The organism is Microbacterium sp. 22179 (assembly GCF_052045715.1).
Classification (GTDB): Bacteria; Actinomycetota; Actinomycetes; order Actinomycetales; family Microbacteriaceae; genus Microbacterium; species Microbacterium galbinum.
Genome location: NZ_JBQEPJ010000006.1, coordinates 140,908 through 160,842 on the forward strand (window position 1 = coordinate 140,908; position 19,935 = coordinate 160,842).

A 19,935-nucleotide genomic window follows, 5' to 3' on the forward strand; every position below is an offset into this window, starting at 1 on the left:
CTCAGTCTACTTCCGGGCGCTCAGCGAGCGATCGACCAGTGCGATGACGTTCTCGGTACCGCTGCGGGTTCCCGCCTTCTCGGCGGCATCGGCCATCTGCGCCAGGCGCGCGCGATCCGTCAGCAGGGGCACGACCTCCCGGCGCACGGCGTCACCGTCGAAGGTCCCATCGTCGAGCAGCCGGGCGGCCCCCGCGGCGACGGCGGACGCCGCATTCAACCGCTGCTCGCCGTTGCCGACGGAGTAGGGGACGTACAGTGCCGGGATCCCCAGCGCACTGATCTCGCTGACCGTCGCGGCTCCCGAGCGCGAGACGATGAGATCGGCGAGGGCGAAGGCGAGGTCCATGCGATCGACGTAGCGTCGCATCGCGTAGCCGGGAACCCCCGGATCGGCGAGGTCGCTGCGCTCGCCCGTGACGTGGAGCAGCTGCCACCCGGCCGCGAGCACGTCACCCCACGAGTCCGCGAACGCCTCGTTGAGACGCTGGGCTCCGAGCGAGCCGCCGAACACGAGCAGCACGGGCGCATCGGAATCGAGGGCGAAGTGCCGTGCCGCCTCGGCACGGGTCGCCGCACGGTCGAGTTCGATGATCTCGCGGCGCAGCGGCATGCCGACGACCTCGCTCCGGCGAAGCGGTGTTCCCGTGAAAACGACGCCGACCGCGGCCGCCCCGCGCGCTCCGAGCACGTTCGCGAGGCCCGGCTTGGCGTTCGCCTCGTGAACCACGAACGGGATGCCCTCGCGGCGCGCGGCCACATAGGCCGGCGCCGAGGCGTACCCGCCGAAGCCGACGACCACGTCGACGGCGTGCGTGCGGATGTGCTGCCGCACCTGCGCGATCGCGCGGCGGAAGCGCTGCGGGAACCCCAGCGCCTGGCGGTTCGGGCGGCGCGGGAAGGGCACCTTGTCGACGATGAGCAGCTCGTAGCCGCGTTCGGGCACCAGACGCGCCTCGAGCCCTTCGGCCGTTCCGAGAACGAGGACGGTGGCGTCGGCGTCACGCGCGACCAGTCCATCGGCGACGGCGAGCAGGGGGTTCACATGGCCGGCGGTACCACCGCCAGCGAGAAGGTACGAGGTCACTCCGAGACCCTACCCCGCCGCGCTGCGCGCACCCCGCGAGCTCGGGTGCGTGACGCGGTCTCCTGCTTCTCGCCGCTCGGGAGCGTGCGGGCGAAGGCGAGGAGCACCCCGCATGCCAGGAGCACGGCGAGGAGAGCGGTGCCACCCTGCGACATGAACGGGAGCGGAACGCCCATCACGGGGAACAGCCCGACGACGACGCCGACGTTGAGGACGGCCTGTCCGGCGATCCAGACCGTGATCCCGCCCGCGGCGACGCGGATGAACGGATCGTCGGTCTTGCGGATGATGTGGAACGCGCCGACGGTGAAGAACGTGAAGAGGGCGAGCACGACGATGCATCCGATCAGGCCGAGCTCCTCCCCGACGATCGCGAAGATGAAGTCGTTGCCGGGAGCGGGGAGCCACCCGTACTTCTCCTGGGAGTTGCCGAGCCCGAGGCCGAAGATGCCGCCGTTGGCCATCCCCCAGATGCCGTGGATCGACTGATAGCAGTCCGTGTTGTAGAGGGCCATGTCATCGCAGTTGGCGGTGATGCGCCGCATGCGGTCGGTGCTCGAGAGCGCGTACGCGAGCACTGCGGCGACGCCCAGGAGCACCGGGATGATGAACAGTCGCAGCTTGACCCCGGAGAAGAACAGGCACCCCAGGAGGATGAGGACCAGCACCATCGCGGTGCCGAGGTCCTTACCCGCGAGCACCGTGCCGATCGCGAGCGCGCCGACCGGCACCACCGGGATGAAGACGTGGTGCCAGGTTCCGAGCATCGCGTGCTTGCGCAGCAGCACGTACGCGATCCAGAGCGACAGCGCGAGCTTGAGGAACTCGGAGGGCTGCATCTGGAAGCCGGCGACCTGGATCCAGTTGCGGTTTCCGCCGTCGGCGACGCCGAGCGGGGTGAAGACCAAGAGCTGGAGCGCGACCGCTCCGAACAGAGCCGGCCAGGCCAGCTTCTTGAGGAAGCGCACCGGCAATCGACTGATCAGGAACATGAGCGGGATGCCGAGGATCGCGAAGATCCCCTGGCGCAGTGCGCCGCTCATCGGGTTGGAGCCGTTCGCGACGGCGGTCGCGCTCGTCGCCGAGAGCACCATGACGAGCCCGAAGAGGGTGAGGAGCAGCGCGGTCGAGGCGATCAGCAGGAACTCGGTCGACACCGGCGTGAACCGGCGCCCGAGCGAGACCCGAGCGGCGAGACCGCCGGACTCAGAACGCGGAGGGCGAGCCACCTGCGTCATCGGCACTCCCCCGGTCGATCCACGTGCGCACCGCCTCGGCGAAGCGATGGCCACGATCCGCGTAACTGGTGAACTGGTCGAAGGATGCCGCCGCCGGGGCCAGCAGAACCGTGCCCTCGTCGTCGACGATCCCCGCCGCGATCTCCACGACACGATTCATGACATCTCCAGTGTCGCCAGCATCCACCTCGAACACCGGCACCGTCGGCGCGTGTCGTTCGAATGCCGCGACGACGGAGGCTCGCTCGACTCCGATCACGACCGCGGCGCGTGCCGTCCCGCCGGAGCTCGCGACGAGATCGGCGATGTCGACGCCCTTCAGATCTCCCCCCACGACCCACACCGAACCGGGGTACGCGCGCAGCGAGGATGCCGCGGCGTGCGGGTTCGTCGCCTTCGAGTCGTCGATCCAGGTGATGCCCGCGTGCGTGGCGATGACCTGGATGCGGTGGGCGTCGAGCCGGAACGATTCGAGTGCCGAGTGGATCGCTTCGGGTTCGACGCCGAGCGAGCGCGCGAGCGCGCTGGCGGCGAGGATGTTCTGCACGATGTGCGGAGCCGCGAGGCCGACCCGCTGCAGGTCGGCGACCGTGGTGATCTCGAGTGCGCTGCGGGCCCGGTCGTCGAGGAAGGCGCGGTCGACGAGCAGACCCTCGACGACTCCCAGATCGCTGGGTCCGGGCGTTCCCAGGTCGAACCCGATCGCGCGGGCACCCTCGACGACCTCTGCTTCCTCGACCATGCGCCGGGTGGCCTCATCGGCCTTGTTGTAAACGCACGCGACGCGGGTGTTGCGATAGACCAGGGCCTTCGCGTCGCGGTACGCCTCGGCGCTGCCGTGCCACACGAGGTGGTCATCGGCGAGGTTGAGGCAGACGGAGGCGTGCGGGAAGAGTTCCCCCTCCGGCTGCGAGAGCCCGAGGTACCAGAGCTGATGGCTGGAGAGCTCGACCACGAAGACATCGAATCCGGCGGGGTCACGCACGGCATCGAGCACCGGCACGCCGATGTTGCCGCAGGGCGCGGCGCGCAGCCCCCCCTCGACGAGGAGTGCTGCGGTGAGCTGGGTCGTGGTCGTCTTGCCGTTGGTTCCTGTGATGAGCACCCACTCGGCCGGAGTGCCGTCGTCGCGCACGACCTTGTCGCGCACTCGCCAGGCGAGTTCAATGTCGCCCCACAGCGCGATCCCGGCATCCTGCGTCCACCGGATGATCGGATGCGCGGGCGCGAAGCCGGGCGACGCGATCACCACCTCGGGGTCGAAGTCGGTGAGGGCCGCCGGCACCGTCGCGAGCGATCCGATCTCAAGACGCGCACCGATCACGGGGACCAGGCGCTCGTACTCCTCGTCGGCGGACTCGCTGAGCACGAGGACGTCGGCACCGAGCTCGGTGAGGGTATCGGCGACCGAGAACCCGGTCATCGAGAGTCCGAGGACCGCGACCCTCAGACCCTTCCAGTCGGCGTTCCAGCTGGTGAGGGTGCGCAGGCGCTCGTCAACCGACACGGGTGAGCCATTCGACGTAGAAGAGCCCCACGGCCGAGACCGCCAGGAGACCCGCGATGATCCAGAGTCGGACGACGATGGTCACCTCGGCCCAGCCGCGCATCTCGAGGTGGTGATGGAAGGGACTCATGAGGAACAGACGCTTGCCGCGCGTGAGCTTGAAGTACGCGCGCTGCAGGATCACCGATCCGGAGGAGAGCACGAACACACCCGCGATCACGAAGAGCAGCAGCTCGGTGCGGGTCAGGATCGCGAGGGCGGTGATCACACCACCGATCGCCATGGAACCCACGTCGCCCATGAACACCTTGGCCTTGGGCGCGTTCCACCAGAGGAACCCGATGAGGGCACCGGCGAAGGATGCGGCGATGATGGCGAGATTGAACGGGTCGCGCACCTCGTAGCAGCCGGCGAGAGCCCCCATGTCGACGCCTTCGCCGACGCAGGGCTGCTTGTACTGCCAGAACGCCATGAGGCTGTACGCACCGACGACGATGACTCCGGCGCCTGCCGCGAGGCCGTCGAGCCCGTCCGTGAGGTTCACGCTGTTCGAGGTCGCGACCCCGATCACGGCGATCCAGATGAGGTAGAGGGCCCAGCCGACGATCACGCCGAAGGCGAAGAGGTTGAGCCAGGTGATGTCGCGGAACAGCGAGATCGACTCGCTCGCGGGCGTCTGCCCGAACTTATTGGGGAAGTTCAGCGCCACGATCCCGAAGGGGATGATCACGAGGAGCTGGCCGATCACCTTGCGCCAGCCCGAGAGACCCAGGCTGCGCTGGCTGCGCACCTTCATGTAGTCGTCGATGAAGCCGACCGCTCCGAAGCCGATCATGAGCCAGATCACGAGGAGGGCCGAGAGCGCGGGCACCGCGCCGCCGACGTACACGCCGGTGAAATAACCGACGATGGTGCCGATGATGAAGATCACACCGCCCATCGTCGGTGTGCCGCGTTTCGCCTCGTGGCTCGGGTTCTCGAGCGCTTCCGGGGTGCGGATGACCTGCCCCCAGCCCCACTTGCGGAAGAGCCGCAGGAAGACGGGAGTCAGGAAAAGGGTGAAGGCGAGCGAGATCGCCGCCGCCATGATGAGTGACCTCACGAGAACAATTCTCCCAGACGATCGCCGAGATGCCGGAGGCCCACGGAGTTTGATGACTTGACGAGCACGCGATCGCCGTCGCGCAGCTCGGAACGCAGGTATTCGAAGGCGGCATCCTGATCGGGCAGGTGCACGGCTTCGCTGTCCCACGACCCCTCGCCCACGGCGGAGAGGTAGAGGCGGCGAGCCTCGGGGCCGACGACCACGATGCGGCGGATGTTGAGGCGCACGGCGAGCAGACCGATACGGTCGTGCTCCTCCCCTGCGCTCTCACCGAGCTCGCTCATGGCTCCGAGGACGGCGACGGTGCGCTCGTCGGGACCGGTGATCTGCGCGAGGGTGCGCAGGGCGGCCGCCATCGAGTCGGGGCTCGCGTTGTAGGCGTCGTTGATGATGCGCACGCGCTCGCTGCCGAGGGGCTGCATGCGCCAGCGCTCCGCGATCTCGACGGTCTCGAGGCGAGCGACGGCGTCCTCTGCGGACACGCCGAGGACCCCCGCGGCGGCGATCGCAGCGAGGGCGTTGGTGATGTGGTGCGCGCCGAGCACCCGGAGATCGAGAGGGATGCTCCGTCCCGCGCTCTCGATGACGCACCGGGTTCCCGAGGCGGACACCTCGATGTCGTGCGCACGCACCTCGGCCACCGGGCTCTGTCCGAAGCCGACCACGCGCATGCCGCGGGATTCGGCGAGGTCGCGCATCGCCGCGACGCGCGCATCGTCGACGTTGAGGACGGCGGTGCCGCTCGTCCTGGCGGCGGCGACGAGCTCGGACTTGGCCTTCGCCGTCTCCTCGATGCCGCCGAAGCCGCCGGCATGCGCCATCCCGACCATCAGCACGACCGCGACGTCCGGCTCGACGAGGCCTGCCAGATGCGCGATGCTGCCGGGCGCGGCTGCGCCGAACTCGCTGACGAGGAAACGCGTGGTCTCGGTCACGCGCAGCATCGTGACGGGGGCACCCACCTCGTTGTTGAACGACTTGACGGGGGCGACGGTCTCGCCCTCGTCCGACAGGATGCGCGCGAGGAAGTTCTTGGTGGTCGTCTTGCCGTTCGAGCCCGTGATCCCGATGATCTTGAGGTCGCCCTTCTCGCGCACACGGCGCACGACCTCCCGTGCGAGCGCGCCGAGCGCGACGACGGCATCCGCCACCACGATCTGGCTCACCTCGACGTCGACCGCGTGCTCGACGATCGCGAGCGCGGCCCCCGCGTCGACGGCGGCACCGACGAAGCGATGGCCGTCGGTCTCGGCACCGGGCTTCGCGACGAAGATCGAACGCGGACCCATGGTGCGGGAATCGGTGTCGACGGTGCCGTCGACGACGGTGCCGGCCGTATCGGTTCCGGCAATGCGCAGCTCACCGCCGATGGCTTCGGCGATCTCAGCGAGCGACAGGGCGATCATGACATCTCCAGGCGCGGCTCTCGCCGGCTATTCGAACTTGGGCAGCAACTCGTCCATGGGAGTCGAGGACGGCATCACGCGATAGGTCTTCATCACCTGCGTCATCGCCTTTTGGAAGGCGGATGCGGTTGCCGCGGACGATACAACCTTAGTCGGCTCGTCGAGGGTGACCACGACGACGTACTGCGGGTCGTCGACCGGGGCGAACCCGACCATGCTGGTGAAGTAGACGCCGGCCTTGTAGCCGCCGTTGCCGTCGGGAACCTGCGCGGTGCCGGTCTTGCTCGTCACGCGATACCCCGGAACCTGGATGCGATCGGCGTTGCCGCCCTGCACCGCCACGTTCTCGAGCATCCGGGTGAGGTCGGATGCGGTCTGCTCGGTGATGATCCGGTCGTGCTGCGGCTCGTCGGCCGCGACGACCGTGCCGTCGGGCTGGGTGCACGACTCCACCAGCGAGAGGTCGATCTTCTCGCCTCCGTTCGCGATCGCCTGGTAGGCGCCCGCCACCTGCGCAGCCGTGACCGTGAAGTACTGACCGAAGGTCGTCGTGTACAGCGACTGGCTGTCCCACTCGCTGACGGGATGGAGGATGCCGGAGACCTCGGTGGGGAATCCGACGGTGTCCTCCCCGACGCCGAAGCGCTGCAGGTAGTCGTAGCGCACCTCGGGGCTGACCATGGTTCCGAACTTCGACAGCGCGACGTTGGAGGAGTCGATGAGGCCACCGGCGAGCGTGTAGTTGTACGCGGGGTGGGTGAAGGCGTCGTTGATCACGGCGCCGTTCGGGAAGGTCTCCTTCGATGCGGCGCTGACGGTGCTCAGCGGCGTGACGCCCGCGCCCTCCATCACGGCTGCGGCGGTGATGGCCTTGAACGTCGAGCCGGGCTCGAAGTCGCGGTGGAAGATCTGGCTCCCCCACGACGACGGGCTCGCGCCGTCGAGGTCGTTGGGGTCGAGCGAGGGCCACTCCGCTGCGGCGCGGATCTTGCCCGTCTTGACCTCGACGACCGTGACGGTGCCGCCCTTCGCGCCCTGCGCCTGCGCCTCCTCGGCGATCATCTGCTGCAGGTACCAGTTGAGGTCGCTGTTGATCGTGAGCTGCACCGTCCCGCCGTCGACGGCATCCGTGATCTTCTCGCTGCCGGGGATGACGACGCCGTCCTTGCCCTGGCGGTAGGTCTTCGCGCCGTCGGTCGGCGCGAGGCACGACTGGTCCATCTTCTCGATACCCGCCTGCGCCTCGCCGCTGCCGTTGAGGAAGCCGACGATGTTTCCCGCCACCGCGCCGTTCGGATACACGCGCGTCTCGCGCGCGGTCTGGTGGAGGTACGCGAGCTTGAGATCGCGCAGCTCGATGTGCTGCTCGGTGGTGAGGGACTTCTTGAGCTCGACGTACTGGCTCTTGGGATTCACGGCCAGTGCGTCGGCGACGAGCTTTCGCACCTCATCGCCGGTCTGGCCGGTGATCGCGGCGATCTTCTCGGATGCCTCGGCCCACGGCAGCTCGGGATCCTTCTCCTCGAGCTGCGTGATCACGAGTGGGCTGAGCTCGGTGTCGTAGACCAGCACGCTCTCGGCGAGCGGGATGCCCGCGGAGTCGACGATCGTGCCTCGCTGACCGGTGATCGTGTTGCTGCCGCCGATGTAGCTCTGCGAGTCGGCGACGTGCGCGTCGGCGCTGACCACCTGGATGTCGACGAGCCGCACGACGAACGCCGCCAGCACCGAGAGGATCACCGCAAGGGCGACGACAGTGCGTCGCCGCGGTCCGCGTGTGGCGCGTGTCGTCATGGGATCTCTCCGTCAGTTCGTGGTCAGTGCGTCGTGGGGCTGGGGAGGCCGTCGGTGATGGCGGGCGGGAGATCCTGGCCCGAGGTGGGGGCGTCCGCATCTCCATCCGCAGCCGCCTCCTCCGCGGCGGGCGGCGGTGTGATCAGTGCGTTGCTCACGGCACCTGCCCCGTTCGGATCGACGGTCGAGGTCCAGTCGGCTCCGGCTCCCGTGCCGAACACCGCGCCGTCGCTCAGACGGAGGTACGACGGGGAGCCCGCGACGACCATCCCGAGCGCCGCGGCGTCGGTCGCCAGTTCCTGCGGAGAGCTGAGACCGAGGAGCTCCTCCTGGAGGGCGCTCGCCTGGAGGTCGAGTTCCCGCTGCTGCGAGCTGAGCCCGGCGAGCGTGAAGGAGTCCTGCGTGATCGCCAGGGAGAGCGCGATCTGCACACCGCCGATGAGCAGCGCACCGGCGAACGCGACGAGGGCGTAGGCGAGCTTCGGCTTGCGGCGGGTCGCGGGAGCGGTGACGGGCTGGAGCCGGCGCGGGGACGCGGTCTTGGGAGCGACCGGCTGCGCCGGACGACGGACGACGGCGGGCGCGCTCATGCGGTCTCCCGAAGTTTCTCGGCGGCCCGCAGACGCACCGGGATGGCTCTCGGATTGCGGGCGCGTTCCGCCTCGTCGGCGAGTTCAGCGCCCTTGGTGAGCACGCGGAATCGCGGGGCGTGCTCGGGCAGTTCCACGGGGAGCCCCTGCGGAGCCGTCGATGCGGATGCCGCGGCGAACGCCTGCTTGACCAGACGATCCTCGAGCGACTGGTACGACATGACGACGATGCGCCCACCGACGCCGAGTGCGTCCATGGCCGGCGGAATGGCGTCCGCGAGCACCGTCAGCTCGGCGTTGACCTCGATGCGCAGCGCCTGGAAGACCCGCTTGGCGGGGTGACCGGCTCGCTGGGCAGCCGCCGGCGTCGCCGCCTGCAGGATGTCGACGAGTTCGGCCGAACGCGTGATCGGCTTCCTCTGCCGTGCGTCGATGATGAACCGGGCGTAGCGGCCGGCGAGCTTCTCCTCGCCGTAGCGCTCGAAGATGCGGCGGAGGTTGCCCTCGCTGTAGGTCGCGATGACGTCGGCGGCCGTGACGCCCTTGGTCTGGTCCATGCGCATGTCGAGCGGCGCGTCCTTGGAGTACGCGAAGCCGCGGTCGGCCTCGTCGAGCTGCAACGACGACACCCCCAGGTCGAACAGGATGCCCGAGGCGCCCTGCGCGTGCAGACCGATCTCGTCGTAGACCGTGTGGACGAGGGAGATGCGGTCGGCGAAGCGCTCCAGCCGCTGGCCGGCGATCCGCAGCGCATCGGTGTCGCGGTCCAGGCCGATGAGACGGATGTTGTCGAAGCGCTCGAGGAACGCCTCGGCGTGCCCTCCCATTCCCAGCGTGGCGTCGACGAGCACGGCTCCGTCGGCCTGGAGGGCGGGAGCCAGCAGCTCGACGCAGCGCTCGAGCAGGACAGGGGTGTGGATGTCTCGGAGGTTCATGATCTCTCTCGGGTGACCTTCGGCTCTGATCCCCCTCCGCTTCGCGACCCGGCACCGGGGAAGTGTGTCGGGGCGGGAGCGGCGGGGCATCACAGCCGTGGTCAGAACAGGCCCGGAATCACCTCCTGCTCCAGATCGGCGTAGGTCTCCTCGCCGGCGGCGAGGTAGGCGTTCCAGCTCTCGGCATCCCAGATCTCGGCGTGTGCGCCGACTCCGGTGACGATGAGCTCCTTCTGCAGGCCCGCGTACTGACGCAGGTGGGGCGGGATGGTGATGCGGTTCTGGCTGTCGGGCATCTCCGCACTGGCACCGGAGAGGAACAGGCGCATGAAGTCACGCGCCTGCTTGTTCGCGAGTGGCGCCTGGCGGATCCGCTCGTGCATCGCCTCGAACTCGGCCGTGCTGAAGACGTAGAGGCAGCGCTCCTGACCACGGGTGACGACGATGCCGCCACCCAGATCTTCGCGGAACTTCGCGGGAAGGATGACCCTTCCCTTGTCGTCCAGCTTCGGAGAATGCGTCCCCAACAACATCAGCCATCACCCCCTCTCCGTCCGGCCAACTCGAGGTGCGCCCCACTTTACTCCACTTCCCTCCACATTCCTACGATTATTCCGAGCATTCTCCCACCGAAGTCGGCGCGGAGGGCCGAAGTTCCGCATGATTCCGCGGTGGAGGAGGGTGGAGGGCCAGTGGAGGGCAGGTGGAGGGAAGAGGGGACGCCGAGAAACGCGCAGAGCACGAAAAAGGCCCGGATGCTCAGAGCATCCGGGCCTTCAGAAGTGAGTGGGGTCAGTTCCCCTCGTGGCGGCGATCCCATCGATCGTTCATGCGGTCCATGAAGGACGCGGAGTCCTGCCGCTTGGCGGCCGGCTTCTCGGAGGGAGTCGCGGCGGGTGCGGAGCGACGCACGGGGGTGACGGCCAGCATGACGCCGGCGAGCATGGCGGCGAATCCGACCACACCGATGACGATTCCCCAGACGTCGCCCACGATCACGCCGGCGACCAGACCGCCGACGCCCGCGAGCACCAGAAGAGCCCCGTAGACGAGGTTCCGATAGCTCAGTGCGCGATCGCCCGAAGGCGCGCTCACGACGTCGGCGTCGTTGTGGAGGAGATGGCGTTCCATCTCGTCGAGCAGACGCTGCTCCTGTTCGGAGAGTGGCATTTCGTCCCCCTCGGGTATCGTGCGTTCCATTCTACGCGCGCCCGACGCTCGGAGGCTAGCCGTTCGCCCCCTCATTGCTTTACGTATGCTGGGAGTCGTGTCCTCCCCCGCCCCGATCGTCGAAGCCGTCGCCTCCCGCCTGGAGCAGTTCGTCGAGAGGATGCGCACTGAGTCGACCGAGTACGGCCCCGACGCCGTCGCTCTCATCGACGCTGCGGCCGACACGCTCGTGGGCGGAAAGCGGTTGCGCGCGCGGTTCTGCTATGCGGGATGGCAGGCGGTCGCGCGTGCGGCCGATCGTCAGGCGACCGAAGGCGAAGCCCTCTGGAACACGTGCGCGGCGCTCGAGATCTTCCAGTCTGCAGCGCTCGTGCACGACGACATCATCGACAACTCCGACACGCGTCGGGGCCGACCGGCCGCGCATCGCGCCCTGGAGAGCGCGCATCGCTCGGCCGGGTGGAGCGGAGACGCCGCGGCGTTCGGGCGCGCGAGCGCGGTGCTGCTCGGCGACCTGCTCGTGGCGTGGAGCGACGATCTCGTCGAGTCCGCCATCACCGATCACGCTCACGCCGCAGACGTGCGGCGCGAGTACGCCCGCATGCGCAGGGACGTGACGGTCGGGCAGTATCTCGACATCGCCGAGGAATCCGCGTGGAGGGTGAACGACGACGCGGAGCACGCGCACCGCGCACTCCGCGTGGCCTCGCTGAAATCGGCCAGATACAGCATCGAGCAGCCGCTCGTCCTGGGCGCATCGCTCGCCGGAGCGGATGCATCACAGCTGACGGCCCTGCGGAGCTTCGGCCACCCCGTCGGCATGGCCTTCCAGCTGCGCGACGACGTGCTCGGCGTCTTCGGCGACGAATCGGTCACCGGCAAGCCCGCAGGAGACGATCTGCGCGAGGGCAAGCGCACCGTGCTGATCGCCCTCACTCGCGAAGCCCTCGACCGCCCCGCTCGCGGGGTCGTCGACGAGATGCTCGGCGACCCGGAGCTCGAGCCTCGGCAGGTCGAGTACCTCCAGGCGACTATCCGAGACACCGGCGCGCTCGCTCGTGTCGAAGCCATGATCGCGGACTACGCCCGCGAGGCCGACCGCGCCCTGGTCGGGGCGCGCCTCGACAACGCCGCCGTCAGCGGCCTCCGCGATCTCGCTCGGGCAGCCACCGTTCGTACCGCCTGAGCGGTTGCGCAGCGCCCTCAGGCGAGGGTGCGGGCGATTCGGCGGACCTCGCTCTTGTGGCCGGCGAGCAGCGCCGCGATCGGCGAGCGCCCCATCGATTCCTCCTCGGCGAGGAGCCAGTCGATCAGCTCGTCATCGGTGAACCCGGCATCCTGCAGCACGATGATCGTTCCACGCAGTGAACTGAGCGGACGCCCGTCGACGATGAAGAGCGACGGAACGGCGAACACGCCCGTGCGACGCGAACCGACCAGGTGGTGTTCGTCGATGAGGCGACGCACCTTGCCGAGCGGCTCGTCGAGCACCTCGACGAGATCGGGCAGCGTCAGCCACTCCAGGGCGGGGGTTCCATCAACGTTCTCAGACACCCAGCAACTATCTCATCTCGAAGCCGCACGTGCATTCCGAGATGCCTTCTTTCACAGGCATCACTTCTTTCACTCCTGTTGACTTCCGTTTACTTCCGTGTCAGCGTGGCAGGGTTCGAAAAGGGGGCCCCTCGTGACACCGAACACCTCTTCCCGTCGCCAGCGGTACGCGACGCTCGGCCTCCCGGCCGCCGTCCTGGGTGCACTCGCCGGCGTGCTGGTCGCCGCTCCCGCCGGAGCCGATGTGGCCGCCGACGCCTCGTCCACCGCTCGCCTCAACGGTGTTCCGCACCGCATCGCACCGGCGGAAGCCCCGCCGACCGACTACGTCGTCGCCCCCGGCGATACGATCTTCGCCATCGCTCAGCGCTTCGGCCTGCGCACCGCGGACGTGCTCGCGTGGAACGGGCTCGACGCGAGCTCCGTGATCCTCCCCGGACAGGAGTTGCGGCTCGATGCCCCACAGGCAGCTGCGAGCACACCCGCGCCCGCTGCTCCTCCCGCATCCGCTCCCGCGACGTACACGGTCGCCGCCGGAGACACCCTCTTCGCCATCGCCCAGCGCCACGGCATCCCGCTCGACGCTCTTCTCTCCGCGAACGGGCTCGACAGATCCTCGATCATCTACCCCGGCCAGAGCCTCACCGTCTCCGCATCCGCCCCGGCCGCACCCGCTGCCGCGCCGGCACCGGCCCCCGCGCCGGCTCCCGCCGCCGCGCCCGCCACCTATACCGTCGCCGCCGGAGACACCCTCTTCGCCATCGCCCAGCGCCACGGCACCTCGCTCGACGCCCTCCTCTCCGCGAACGGGCTCGACAGATCCTCGATCATCTACCCCGGCCAGAGCCTCTCCGTGAGCGCCGCGGCCCCGGCAGCGGCGCCCGCACCTGCTGCGGCTCCCGCGACCGTCGACGCCGCGCCCGCGCAGAGGTCCGCCGACCTCTCCCCCGAGCAGGCGGCGAACGCCGCACTGATCATCCGCATCGGACGCGAACTCGGCGTCTCCGATCACGGCATCGCGATCGCACTGGCGACGGCGATGGTCGAGTCCGACCTGCGCAACCTCGACTGGGGCGACCGCGATTCGCTCGGGATCTTCCAACAGCGACCGAGCACCGGCTGGGGCACGCCCGAGCAGATCCGGGATGCGGAGCGCAGCACGCGCGTCTTCTACGGCGGCCCGAACGATCCGAACGGTCGGACGACCCGAGGGCTTCTCGACGTTCCCGGCTGGGAGTCGATGGCGTTCACGGACGCCGCCCAGGCCGTGCAGATCTCGGCGTTCCCCCTCCGCTACGGACAGTGGGAGACAGCGGCCCACCGTTGGCTCGCCCTGTATCAGTGAACGCGCGTTCTGAAATCGGGTTGCCCTCAGGGGTGAGGCGCTCCCCGGCCTTTCAGGCAGTTCTCCATAGAATTCTGACGTGACGTCCAACCAGCAAGCCGACCCCCTCATCGGGCGGCTTGTCGACGGCCGATACCGCGTGCGTGCGCGCATCGCCCGCGGCGGCATGGCCACCGTCTACGTCGCGACCGATCTGCGCCTCGAGCGCCGCATCGCTCTCAAGGTGATGCACGCGCACCTCAGCGACGACTCGGCGTTCCAGAGCCGGTTCATCCAGGAAGCCCGGTCCGCCGCTCGGCTGGCCGATCCGCACGTCGTGAACGTGTTCGATCAGGGGCAGGACGGCGAACTCGCCTACCTGGTGATGGAGTACCTTCCGGGCATCACCCTGCGCGAACTCCTCCGCGAGCAGAAGCGTCTGACGATCACGCAGACGATCACGATCATGGATGCCGTGCTGTCCGGGCTGTCCGCCGCGCACCGGGCGAACATCGTTCACCGCGACGTGAAGCCCGAGAACGTGCTCCTCGCCGAGGACGGTCGAATCAAGATCGGCGACTTCGGGCTCGCCCGTGCGACCACTGCCAACACGGCGACGGGTCAGCAACTGCTGGGCACGATCGCGTATCTCGCTCCCGAACTCGTCACCCGGGGCACCGCCGACGCGCGCAGCGACATCTACGCCCTCGGCATCATGCTGTACGAGATGCTGGTCGGCGAGCAGCCGTACAAGGGCGAGCAGCCGATGCAGATCGCCTTCCAGCATGCGACCGAGTCGGTTCCGCGCCCCAGCGCCCGCAACCCCGGCGTGCCCGAGCAACTCGACGAACTGGTGCTGTGGGCGACCGAGAAGTCCCCCGACGAACGCCCCGACGACGCGAAGCAGATGCTCGACCGCCTGCGCGAGATCGAGCGCGAGCTCGGCGTCTCCCCCGCCGCGGCGACCACCTCGCCACCGGTGCGAACAGCGAGCGACTCCGGGGATCTCACCAAGGTCATGCCCGCGACGGTGGCCGTCACCGATCCCGTCGCCCCCGTGCCGCAGACCGTCGACAACGCCACGCTCCTGCGGCGGCGCGCGTCGCGACGGCGCGCACGCGGCGCGTTCCTCCTCACTCTCGTCCTGCTGCTCGCGGTGCTCGCCGGCGGCGTCGGCTGGTGGTTCGGCTCCGGACCCGGCTCGCTCGTAGCGGTTCCCGGGGTCGCGGGCATGACCTACGACGAGGCGGCGGACGCACTCACCGCCGACGGCTTCTCCCCTCGACAGGAGGACCGCTTCTCGCTCGACGTCGAGCCGGGCACGGTGATCGAGACAGATCCCGGTGAGGGCCAGCGCCTCGACAAGGGAGCAGTCGTGTCGGTGATCGTGTCCGCCGGACCGACTCCGCACACGGTCGAGACTCTCAACGGGCGGGCGGAGGAGGATGCGCGCGATTATCTCGCGAGCATCAACGTGAACGTCGCGGAGACGACCGTCGTGCTCTTCTCCGATGCCGCCGAGGGCATCGTCATCAACGCCTTCGCAACCCCGCGTGCCGGCGGCGAGGCCTACGCCTGCGCTGAGGGCTGCGACCTCTTCGAGGCCGACACGATCGAGCTCTACATCTCGGCGGGCGCCTTCCCCGATGTCTCGGGGATGTCCGTCAGCGAAGCGAGTTCGACCCTCACCGCCCGCGGCCTGATCGTGGGCGAGTCGTCGTACGTTTTCAGCTCGGACGTCGACAAGGACATCGTGATCGGCGTCTCCGACCGCGCCGAAGAGGGCAACTGGCGCCCCGGTGACACCGTCCAGCTGATCGTCTCGAAGGGGCCGGAGCTGTTCCCGGTTCCCGATGTGACGGGGATGACCCGTGATGAGGCCGCGCAGACCCTTCGGAATGCTGGGTTCGAACCCACATGGAACGTCATCTGGAATGCGTTCCCGAATGACTTCACGGAGGTGTCGGGGACGGACCCCGCACCCGAGTCCGAACGCCGGAAGGGCGCTCAGGTCACTCTGCAGATCAAGAGCAGCGGTTTCTAGATCCCCGGCCTCGGCATCCGCCGTTCCCTGGACGAAGGCACACGACGACGAAGGCCGCACCACCGGAATCCGGGGTGCGGCCTTCGTCGGTCGAAGATGCGGCGTCAGCGCTTCTCGAGCTCCTCGGCGACGAGGAACGCCAGCTCGAGGGACTGCATGTGGTTCAGGCGCGGGTCGCAGAGGCTCTCGTACCGGGTCGCCAGTGCGGCCTCGTCGATGTGCTCGGATCCGCCGAGGCACTCGGTCACGTCGTCGCCCGTGAGCTCGACGTGGATGCCGCCCGGGAACGTGCCGACGGCGCGGTGCGCCTCGAAGAACCCGCGCACCTCGTCGACCACGTCGTCGAAACGACGCGTCTTGTATCCGGTCGGCGTCGTGATGCCGTTTCCGTGCATCGGGTCCGTGACCCACAGCGGGGTCGCGCCCGAGTCGCGCACGGCCTCGAGGAGAGGCGGAAGCGCGTCACGGATCTTTCCGGCACCCATGCGCGTGATGAAGGTGAGGCGTCCCGGCTCGCGGTTCGGGTCGAGCTTGTCGATGAGCTCGAGAGCCGTCTCGGGCGTCGTCGTCGGCCCCAGCTTCACCCCGATGGGGTTGCGGATCTTCGAGAAGTAATCGACGTGCGCACCGTCGAGGTCACGCGTGCGCTCCCCGATCCAGAGGAAGTGCGCCGACGTGTTGTACGGCGTGTCGGTTCGCGAGTCGATGCGCGTCATCGGGCGCTCGTAGTCCATGAGCAGACCCTCGTGGCCCGTGAAGAACTCCACGCGCTTGAGCTCGTCGAAGTCGGCGCCGGCCGCCTCCATGAACTTGATCGCGCGATCGATCTCGGCCGCCATGCGCTCGTAACGCTGGTTCGCCGGGTTCTGCGCGAAGCCCTTGTTCCACGAGTGCACCTCACGCAGGTCGGCGAACCCGCCCTGCGTGAACGCGCGGATGAGGTTCAGCGTCGATGCCGCCGTGTGGTACCCCTGCAACAGGCGTCCCGGGTCGGCCTGGCGCGAGCCCTCGGTGAAGTCGTAGCCGTTGACGATGTCGCCCCGGTACGCCGGCAGCGTGACGTCGCCCCGGGTCTCGGAGTCGCTCGAGCGGGGCTTGGCGAACTGCCCGGCCATACGGCCCATCTTGACGATGGGCATCGAGGCGCCATACGTGAGCACGACGGCCATCTGCAGCACCGTCTTGATGCGGTTGCGGATCTGCTCGGCGGTCGCACCGGCGAACGTCTCGGCGCAGTCACCGCCCTGGAGCAGGAAGGCGCGGCCGGAAGCCGCGCGGGCGAGACGGTCGCGGAGGTTGTCGACCTCGCCGGCGAAAACCAGCGGCGGCAGGGCCGCGATCTGTCGAGAGACCTCGGCGACGCGCTCGGCGTCGGGCCACTGCGGCTGCTGCTTGATCGGGAGCGAGCGCCACGCGTCCAGGGCGTCGATATCGTGCGGGAGCATCCTCCCAGCCTAGTGGTCGCGCGGCGCGTCGTCGGCGTCAGGAACGTCGTGTGACGCGGACCGGAAGACGGTCCTTCACGGTCGACGCGTAGACGTCCTCGTACTTCTGCTCCCCGAGCCGCTGCAGCGCGACCATGATCTCGTCGGTGACGGAACGCAGGATGTACCGGTCGTTCTCCATACCCGCGTAGCGCGAGAAATCGAGCGGCTCGCCGATCACGATTCCGACGCGCACGATCCGTGGCAGCCTCTGCCCGATCGGCATCGCGGTATCGGTGTCGACCATGATCACGGGCACGACGGGAACCTTCGCCTCCAGCGCCATCCGCGCGATGCCGGTGCGTCCGCGGTAGAGCGTTCCGTCGGGGCTGCGCGTGCCCTCGGGATAGATGCCGAGCAGGTCTCCCCCGCCGAGCACCTGCAGCCCCGTGTTCAGCGACGCCTCGGACGCCTTGCCACCCGACCGGTCGATCGGGATCTGTCCGGTGGCGCTCATGAAGAACTTGGTTGCCCATCCCTTGAGACCGCGCCCGGTGAAGTAGTCGCTCTTCGCGAGGAACGACATCTTCCGGTCGATGACCAGGGGCAAAAAGATCGAGTCGGCGAAGGAGAGGTGGTTGCTGGCGAGGATCGCCGCACCGCTCGCGGGCACGTTCTTGCGGCCCACGATCCAGGGACGGAAGATCGCCTTGACCACGGGGCCGATCACGACGTACTTCATCAGCCAGTAGAACACCGTCGTGAGTCTAGCGCCGTGATCGCTCTCCGCCGGAAACTTCACACGAACAAGCCTCGGGAAGCGACCCAGTTCCACCAGGTGTGCGACCCGGTGTCATGCCCTAGACTCGGGAGGAACCCGTACCCGACCGGTACCGAAGGAGCTGCCGTGGTCCAGTTTGAAGTTCCCGCCGTCGTCCCCGCCGACCCCGACGCGAACGTCGCCGACCTCCTGGTCGAACGCGTCCGCGCCACTCCCGACCGCGCTCTGTTCGCCGTCCCCGACCGGGACGGATGGCGCGACATCTCCGCCGCCGATTTCCAGACCGCCGTGATCGCGCTGGCGAAGGGCTTCGCCGCCGCCGGCATCCAGCCCGGCGAGAAGGTCGGCTTCCTCGCCCGCACCACGTACGAGTGGACGCTCGTCGACTTCGCCCTCTTCTACGCCGGCGCCGTGATGGTGCCGATCTACGAGACGAGCTCGCCGTCGCAGATCCAGTGGATCCTCGAGGACTCCGGAGCGATCGCCCTGATCGTCGAGTCGCCCGAGCACTTCGCCCGCGTCGACGAGGTGCGCGGCGACCTCCCGCTCATCCGCGAGATCTGGCAGCTGCACCTCGGCGCCATCGACACCCTCACCGCCCAGGGCGCGTCGGTCGAGGATGCCGAGATCGAACGTCGCCGGTCGCTCGCCGTGGGTTCGGACATCGCGACCCTCATCTACACCTCGGGCTCGACGGGTCGCCCCAAGGGTTGCGTCCTCACCCACTCCAACTTCGTCGAGCTCTCGCGCAACTCCGCCAAGGCGCTGGACGAGGTCGTGCAGGTGCCGGGCGCCTCGACCCTCCTCTTCATCACCACCGCTCACGTGTTCGCGCGATTCATCTCGATCCTCGACATCCACGCCGGCGTCCGCACCGGTCACCAGCCCGACACCCGCCAGCTCCTTCCGGCGCTCGGGTCGTTCAAGCCGACCTTCCTGCTCGCGGTCCCCCGCGTGTTCGAGAAGGTCTACAACTCTGCCGAGCAGAAGGCTGAGGCCGGCGGCAAGGGCAAGATCTTCCGCGCGGCCGCCGATGTGGCGATCGAGCACTCCAAGCTCGTCGAAGAGGGCAAGAAGATCCCCTTCGGCACGAAGCTCAAGTTCGCCCTGTTCAACAAGCTCGTCTACAGCAAGCTGCGCGAGGCGATGGGTGGCAACGTCGCCTACGCCGTCTCGGGCTCCGCCCCGCTCGGGCCGCGCCTCGGGCACTTCTTCCACAGCCTCGGCGTCGTCATCCTCGAGGGCTACGGCCTCACCGAGACGACCGCCCCCGCGACCGTGAACCTCGCGGACAAGTCGAAGATCGGCACGGTCGGCCCGGCGCTCCCCGGGGTGGGCGTGCGCCTGGCCGACGACGGCGAGATCGAGGTCCGCGGGATCAACGTGTTCAAGGAGTACTGGAACAACCCGGAGGCGACGGCCGAGGCGTTCAGCGAGGGCGGCTGGTTCCGTACCGGCGACATCGGCAGCTTCGACTCCGAGGGCTTCCTCACCATCACCGGTCGCAAGAAGGAGATCATCGTCACCGCCGGCGGCAAGAACGTCGCCCCGGCGGCCCTCGAGGACCCGATCCGCGCGAACCCGATCATCGGTCAGGTCGTCGTCGTCGGCGACCAGAAGCCGTTCATCTCGGCGCTCGTCACACTCGACTCCGAGATGCTGCCGGCGTGGCTCGCCAACAACGGCCTCGCCGCCGACATGACGCTCGCGGATGCCGCGAAGAACGATGCCGTGCGTGCCGAGATCCAGCGAGCGGTCGATGCCGCCAACGCCCGTGTCTCCCGCGCGGAGTCGATCCGCAAGTTCACCGTGCTGGAGTCGGAGTGGACCGAGGCATCCGGCCACCTCACCCCGAAGCTCTCGATCAAGCGGAACGTGATCATGAACGACTTCGCGGACGAGATCTCGGCGATCTACGACGAGCCGGTGTCGACGACGAACGTCGCGATCGGCGGCTGAGCTCTCCCCGAGATCGCC

The 19,935-nt window shown here is 68.6% G+C and carries 17 protein-coding genes; 4 read left to right on the top strand and 13 right to left on the bottom strand.

The window, feature by feature from the left end:
- Positions 1-6: 6 nt before the first annotated feature.
- From ACTJKK_RS14040 to ACTJKK_RS14085, 10 genes are all read right to left on the bottom strand, one after another.
- A complete protein-coding gene (locus tag ACTJKK_RS14040) occupies positions 7-1,086 on the bottom strand; it encodes a UDP-N-acetylglucosamine--N-acetylmuramyl-(pentapeptide) pyrophosphoryl-undecaprenol N-acetylglucosamine transferase (protein ID WP_440748445.1) in 1,080 nt (359 codons plus the stop codon).
- A complete protein-coding gene (gene ftsW, locus ACTJKK_RS14045; RefSeq protein WP_247956412.1) occupies positions 1,083-2,324 on the bottom strand; it encodes a putative lipid II flippase FtsW in 1,242 nt (413 codons plus the stop codon). Before ftsW ends, ACTJKK_RS14040 begins: the two co-directional genes overlap by 4 nt.
- On the bottom strand, positions 2,293-3,831 hold the full coding sequence (murD, locus tag ACTJKK_RS14050) for a UDP-N-acetylmuramoyl-L-alanine--D-glutamate ligase (protein ID WP_440748446.1): 1,539 nt from the start codon (positions 3,829-3,831) through the stop codon (positions 2,293-2,295). The genes ftsW and murD overlap by 32 nt, the downstream gene beginning before the upstream one ends.
- Positions 3,821-4,933, bottom strand: a complete 1,113-nt coding sequence (mraY, locus tag ACTJKK_RS14055; protein WP_247956414.1) for a phospho-N-acetylmuramoyl-pentapeptide-transferase — start codon at positions 4,931-4,933, stop codon at positions 3,821-3,823. Before mraY ends, murD begins: the two co-directional genes overlap by 11 nt.
- On the bottom strand, positions 4,930-6,342 hold the full coding sequence (locus ACTJKK_RS14060; protein WP_440748447.1) for a UDP-N-acetylmuramoyl-tripeptide--D-alanyl-D-alanine ligase: 1,413 nt from the start codon (positions 6,340-6,342) through the stop codon (positions 4,930-4,932). The genes mraY and ACTJKK_RS14060 overlap by 4 nt, the downstream gene beginning before the upstream one ends.
- A 27-nt stretch (positions 6,343-6,369) precedes the next feature.
- Positions 6,370-8,136: a peptidoglycan D,D-transpeptidase FtsI family protein gene (locus ACTJKK_RS14065; protein WP_247631945.1), complete on the bottom strand. Its 1,767-nt coding sequence runs from the start codon at positions 8,134-8,136 to the stop codon at positions 6,370-6,372.
- A 23-nt stretch (positions 8,137-8,159) separates the two neighbouring features.
- Positions 8,160-8,726, bottom strand: a complete 567-nt coding sequence (locus tag ACTJKK_RS14070; protein ID WP_247622081.1) for a hypothetical protein — start codon at positions 8,724-8,726, stop codon at positions 8,160-8,162.
- Positions 8,723-9,661, bottom strand: a complete 939-nt coding sequence (gene rsmH, locus ACTJKK_RS14075; RefSeq protein WP_440748448.1) for a 16S rRNA (cytosine(1402)-N(4))-methyltransferase RsmH — start codon at positions 9,659-9,661, stop codon at positions 8,723-8,725. Before rsmH ends, ACTJKK_RS14070 begins: the two co-directional genes overlap by 4 nt.
- A gap of 101 nt (positions 9,662-9,762) precedes the next feature.
- Entirely contained in the window at positions 9,763-10,194 is a 432-nt protein-coding gene (mraZ, locus tag ACTJKK_RS14080) for a division/cell wall cluster transcriptional repressor MraZ (RefSeq protein WP_247622079.1), read from the bottom strand.
- A gap of 259 nt (positions 10,195-10,453) precedes the next feature.
- Positions 10,454-10,831, bottom strand: coding sequence for a DUF3040 domain-containing protein (locus tag ACTJKK_RS14085; RefSeq protein WP_247631943.1), 378 nt, complete (start codon positions 10,829-10,831; stop codon positions 10,454-10,456).
- A gap of 85 nt (positions 10,832-10,916) precedes the next feature.
- Here ACTJKK_RS14085 and ACTJKK_RS14090 point away from each other — a divergent pair, with 85 nt between their 5' ends.
- Positions 10,917-12,017, top strand: a complete 1,101-nt coding sequence (locus ACTJKK_RS14090) for a polyprenyl synthetase family protein (protein ID WP_440748449.1) — start codon at positions 10,917-10,919, stop codon at positions 12,015-12,017.
- Between the two features lie 17 nt (positions 12,018-12,034).
- Here ACTJKK_RS14090 and ACTJKK_RS14095 read toward each other — a convergent pair whose 3' ends face one another.
- Positions 12,035-12,385 (bottom strand): Rv2175c family DNA-binding protein, encoded by a 351-nt coding sequence (locus tag ACTJKK_RS14095; RefSeq protein WP_247622076.1) that lies wholly within the window; start codon positions 12,383-12,385, stop codon positions 12,035-12,037.
- Between the two features lie 133 nt (positions 12,386-12,518).
- Here ACTJKK_RS14095 and ACTJKK_RS14100 point away from each other — a divergent pair, with 133 nt between their 5' ends.
- Positions 12,519-13,730, top strand: coding sequence for a LysM peptidoglycan-binding domain-containing protein (locus ACTJKK_RS14100; RefSeq protein WP_440748450.1), 1,212 nt, complete (start codon positions 12,519-12,521; stop codon positions 13,728-13,730).
- 79 nt (positions 13,731-13,809) lie between these two features.
- A complete protein-coding gene (pknB, locus tag ACTJKK_RS14105; RefSeq protein WP_440748451.1) occupies positions 13,810-15,753 on the top strand; it encodes a Stk1 family PASTA domain-containing Ser/Thr kinase in 1,944 nt (647 codons plus the stop codon).
- 104 nt (positions 15,754-15,857) lie between these two features.
- Here pknB and ACTJKK_RS14110 read toward each other — a convergent pair whose 3' ends face one another.
- Together ACTJKK_RS14110 and ACTJKK_RS14115 are read right to left on the bottom strand one after the other, a co-directional pair.
- Positions 15,858-17,198, bottom strand: a complete 1,341-nt coding sequence (locus ACTJKK_RS14110) for a class II 3-deoxy-7-phosphoheptulonate synthase (protein WP_247622073.1) — start codon at positions 17,196-17,198, stop codon at positions 15,858-15,860.
- Between the two features lie 37 nt (positions 17,199-17,235).
- Entirely contained in the window at positions 17,236-17,934 is a 699-nt protein-coding gene (locus ACTJKK_RS14115; protein WP_247622072.1) for a lysophospholipid acyltransferase family protein, read from the bottom strand.
- A gap of 150 nt (positions 17,935-18,084) precedes the next feature.
- Between ACTJKK_RS14115 and ACTJKK_RS14120 the strand changes: the two genes are divergently transcribed.
- The gene (locus tag ACTJKK_RS14120) at positions 18,085-19,917 is read left to right on the top strand and encodes an AMP-dependent synthetase/ligase (protein ID WP_440748452.1); all 1,833 of its coding nucleotides are present in this window, start codon (positions 18,085-18,087) and stop codon (positions 19,915-19,917) included.
- The last annotated feature ends 18 nt before the right edge of the window (positions 19,918-19,935 follow it).

Coding starts and splice junctions, on each gene's coding strand:
- ftsW (WP_247956412.1), bottom strand. CDS start 2,324: ATGACGCAGGTGGCTCGCCCTCCGCGTTCTGAGTCCGGCGGTCTCGCC.
- ACTJKK_RS14060 (WP_440748447.1), bottom strand. CDS start 6,342: ATGATCGCCCTGTCGCTCGCTGAGATCGCCGAAGCCATCGGCGGTGAG.
- mraZ (WP_247622079.1), bottom strand. CDS start 10,194: ATGTTGTTGGGGACGCATTCTCCGAAGCTGGACGACAAGGGAAGGGTC.
- ACTJKK_RS14090 (WP_440748449.1), top strand. CDS start 10,917: ATGCTGGGAGTCGTGTCCTCCCCCGCCCCGATCGTCGAAGCCGTCGCC.
- ACTJKK_RS14110 (WP_247622073.1), bottom strand. CDS start 17,198: ATGCTCCCGCACGATATCGACGCCCTGGACGCGTGGCGCTCGCTCCCG.
- ACTJKK_RS14085 (WP_247631943.1), bottom strand. CDS start 10,831: ATGCCACTCTCCGAACAGGAGCAGCGTCTGCTCGACGAGATGGAACGC.
- ACTJKK_RS14070 (WP_247622081.1), bottom strand. CDS start 8,726: ATGAGCGCGCCCGCCGTCGTCCGTCGTCCGGCGCAGCCGGTCGCTCCC.
- ACTJKK_RS14065 (WP_247631945.1), bottom strand. CDS start 8,136: ATGACGACACGCGCCACACGCGGACCGCGGCGACGCACTGTCGTCGCC.
- rsmH (WP_440748448.1), bottom strand. CDS start 9,661: ATGAACCTCCGAGACATCCACACCCCTGTCCTGCTCGAGCGCTGCGTC.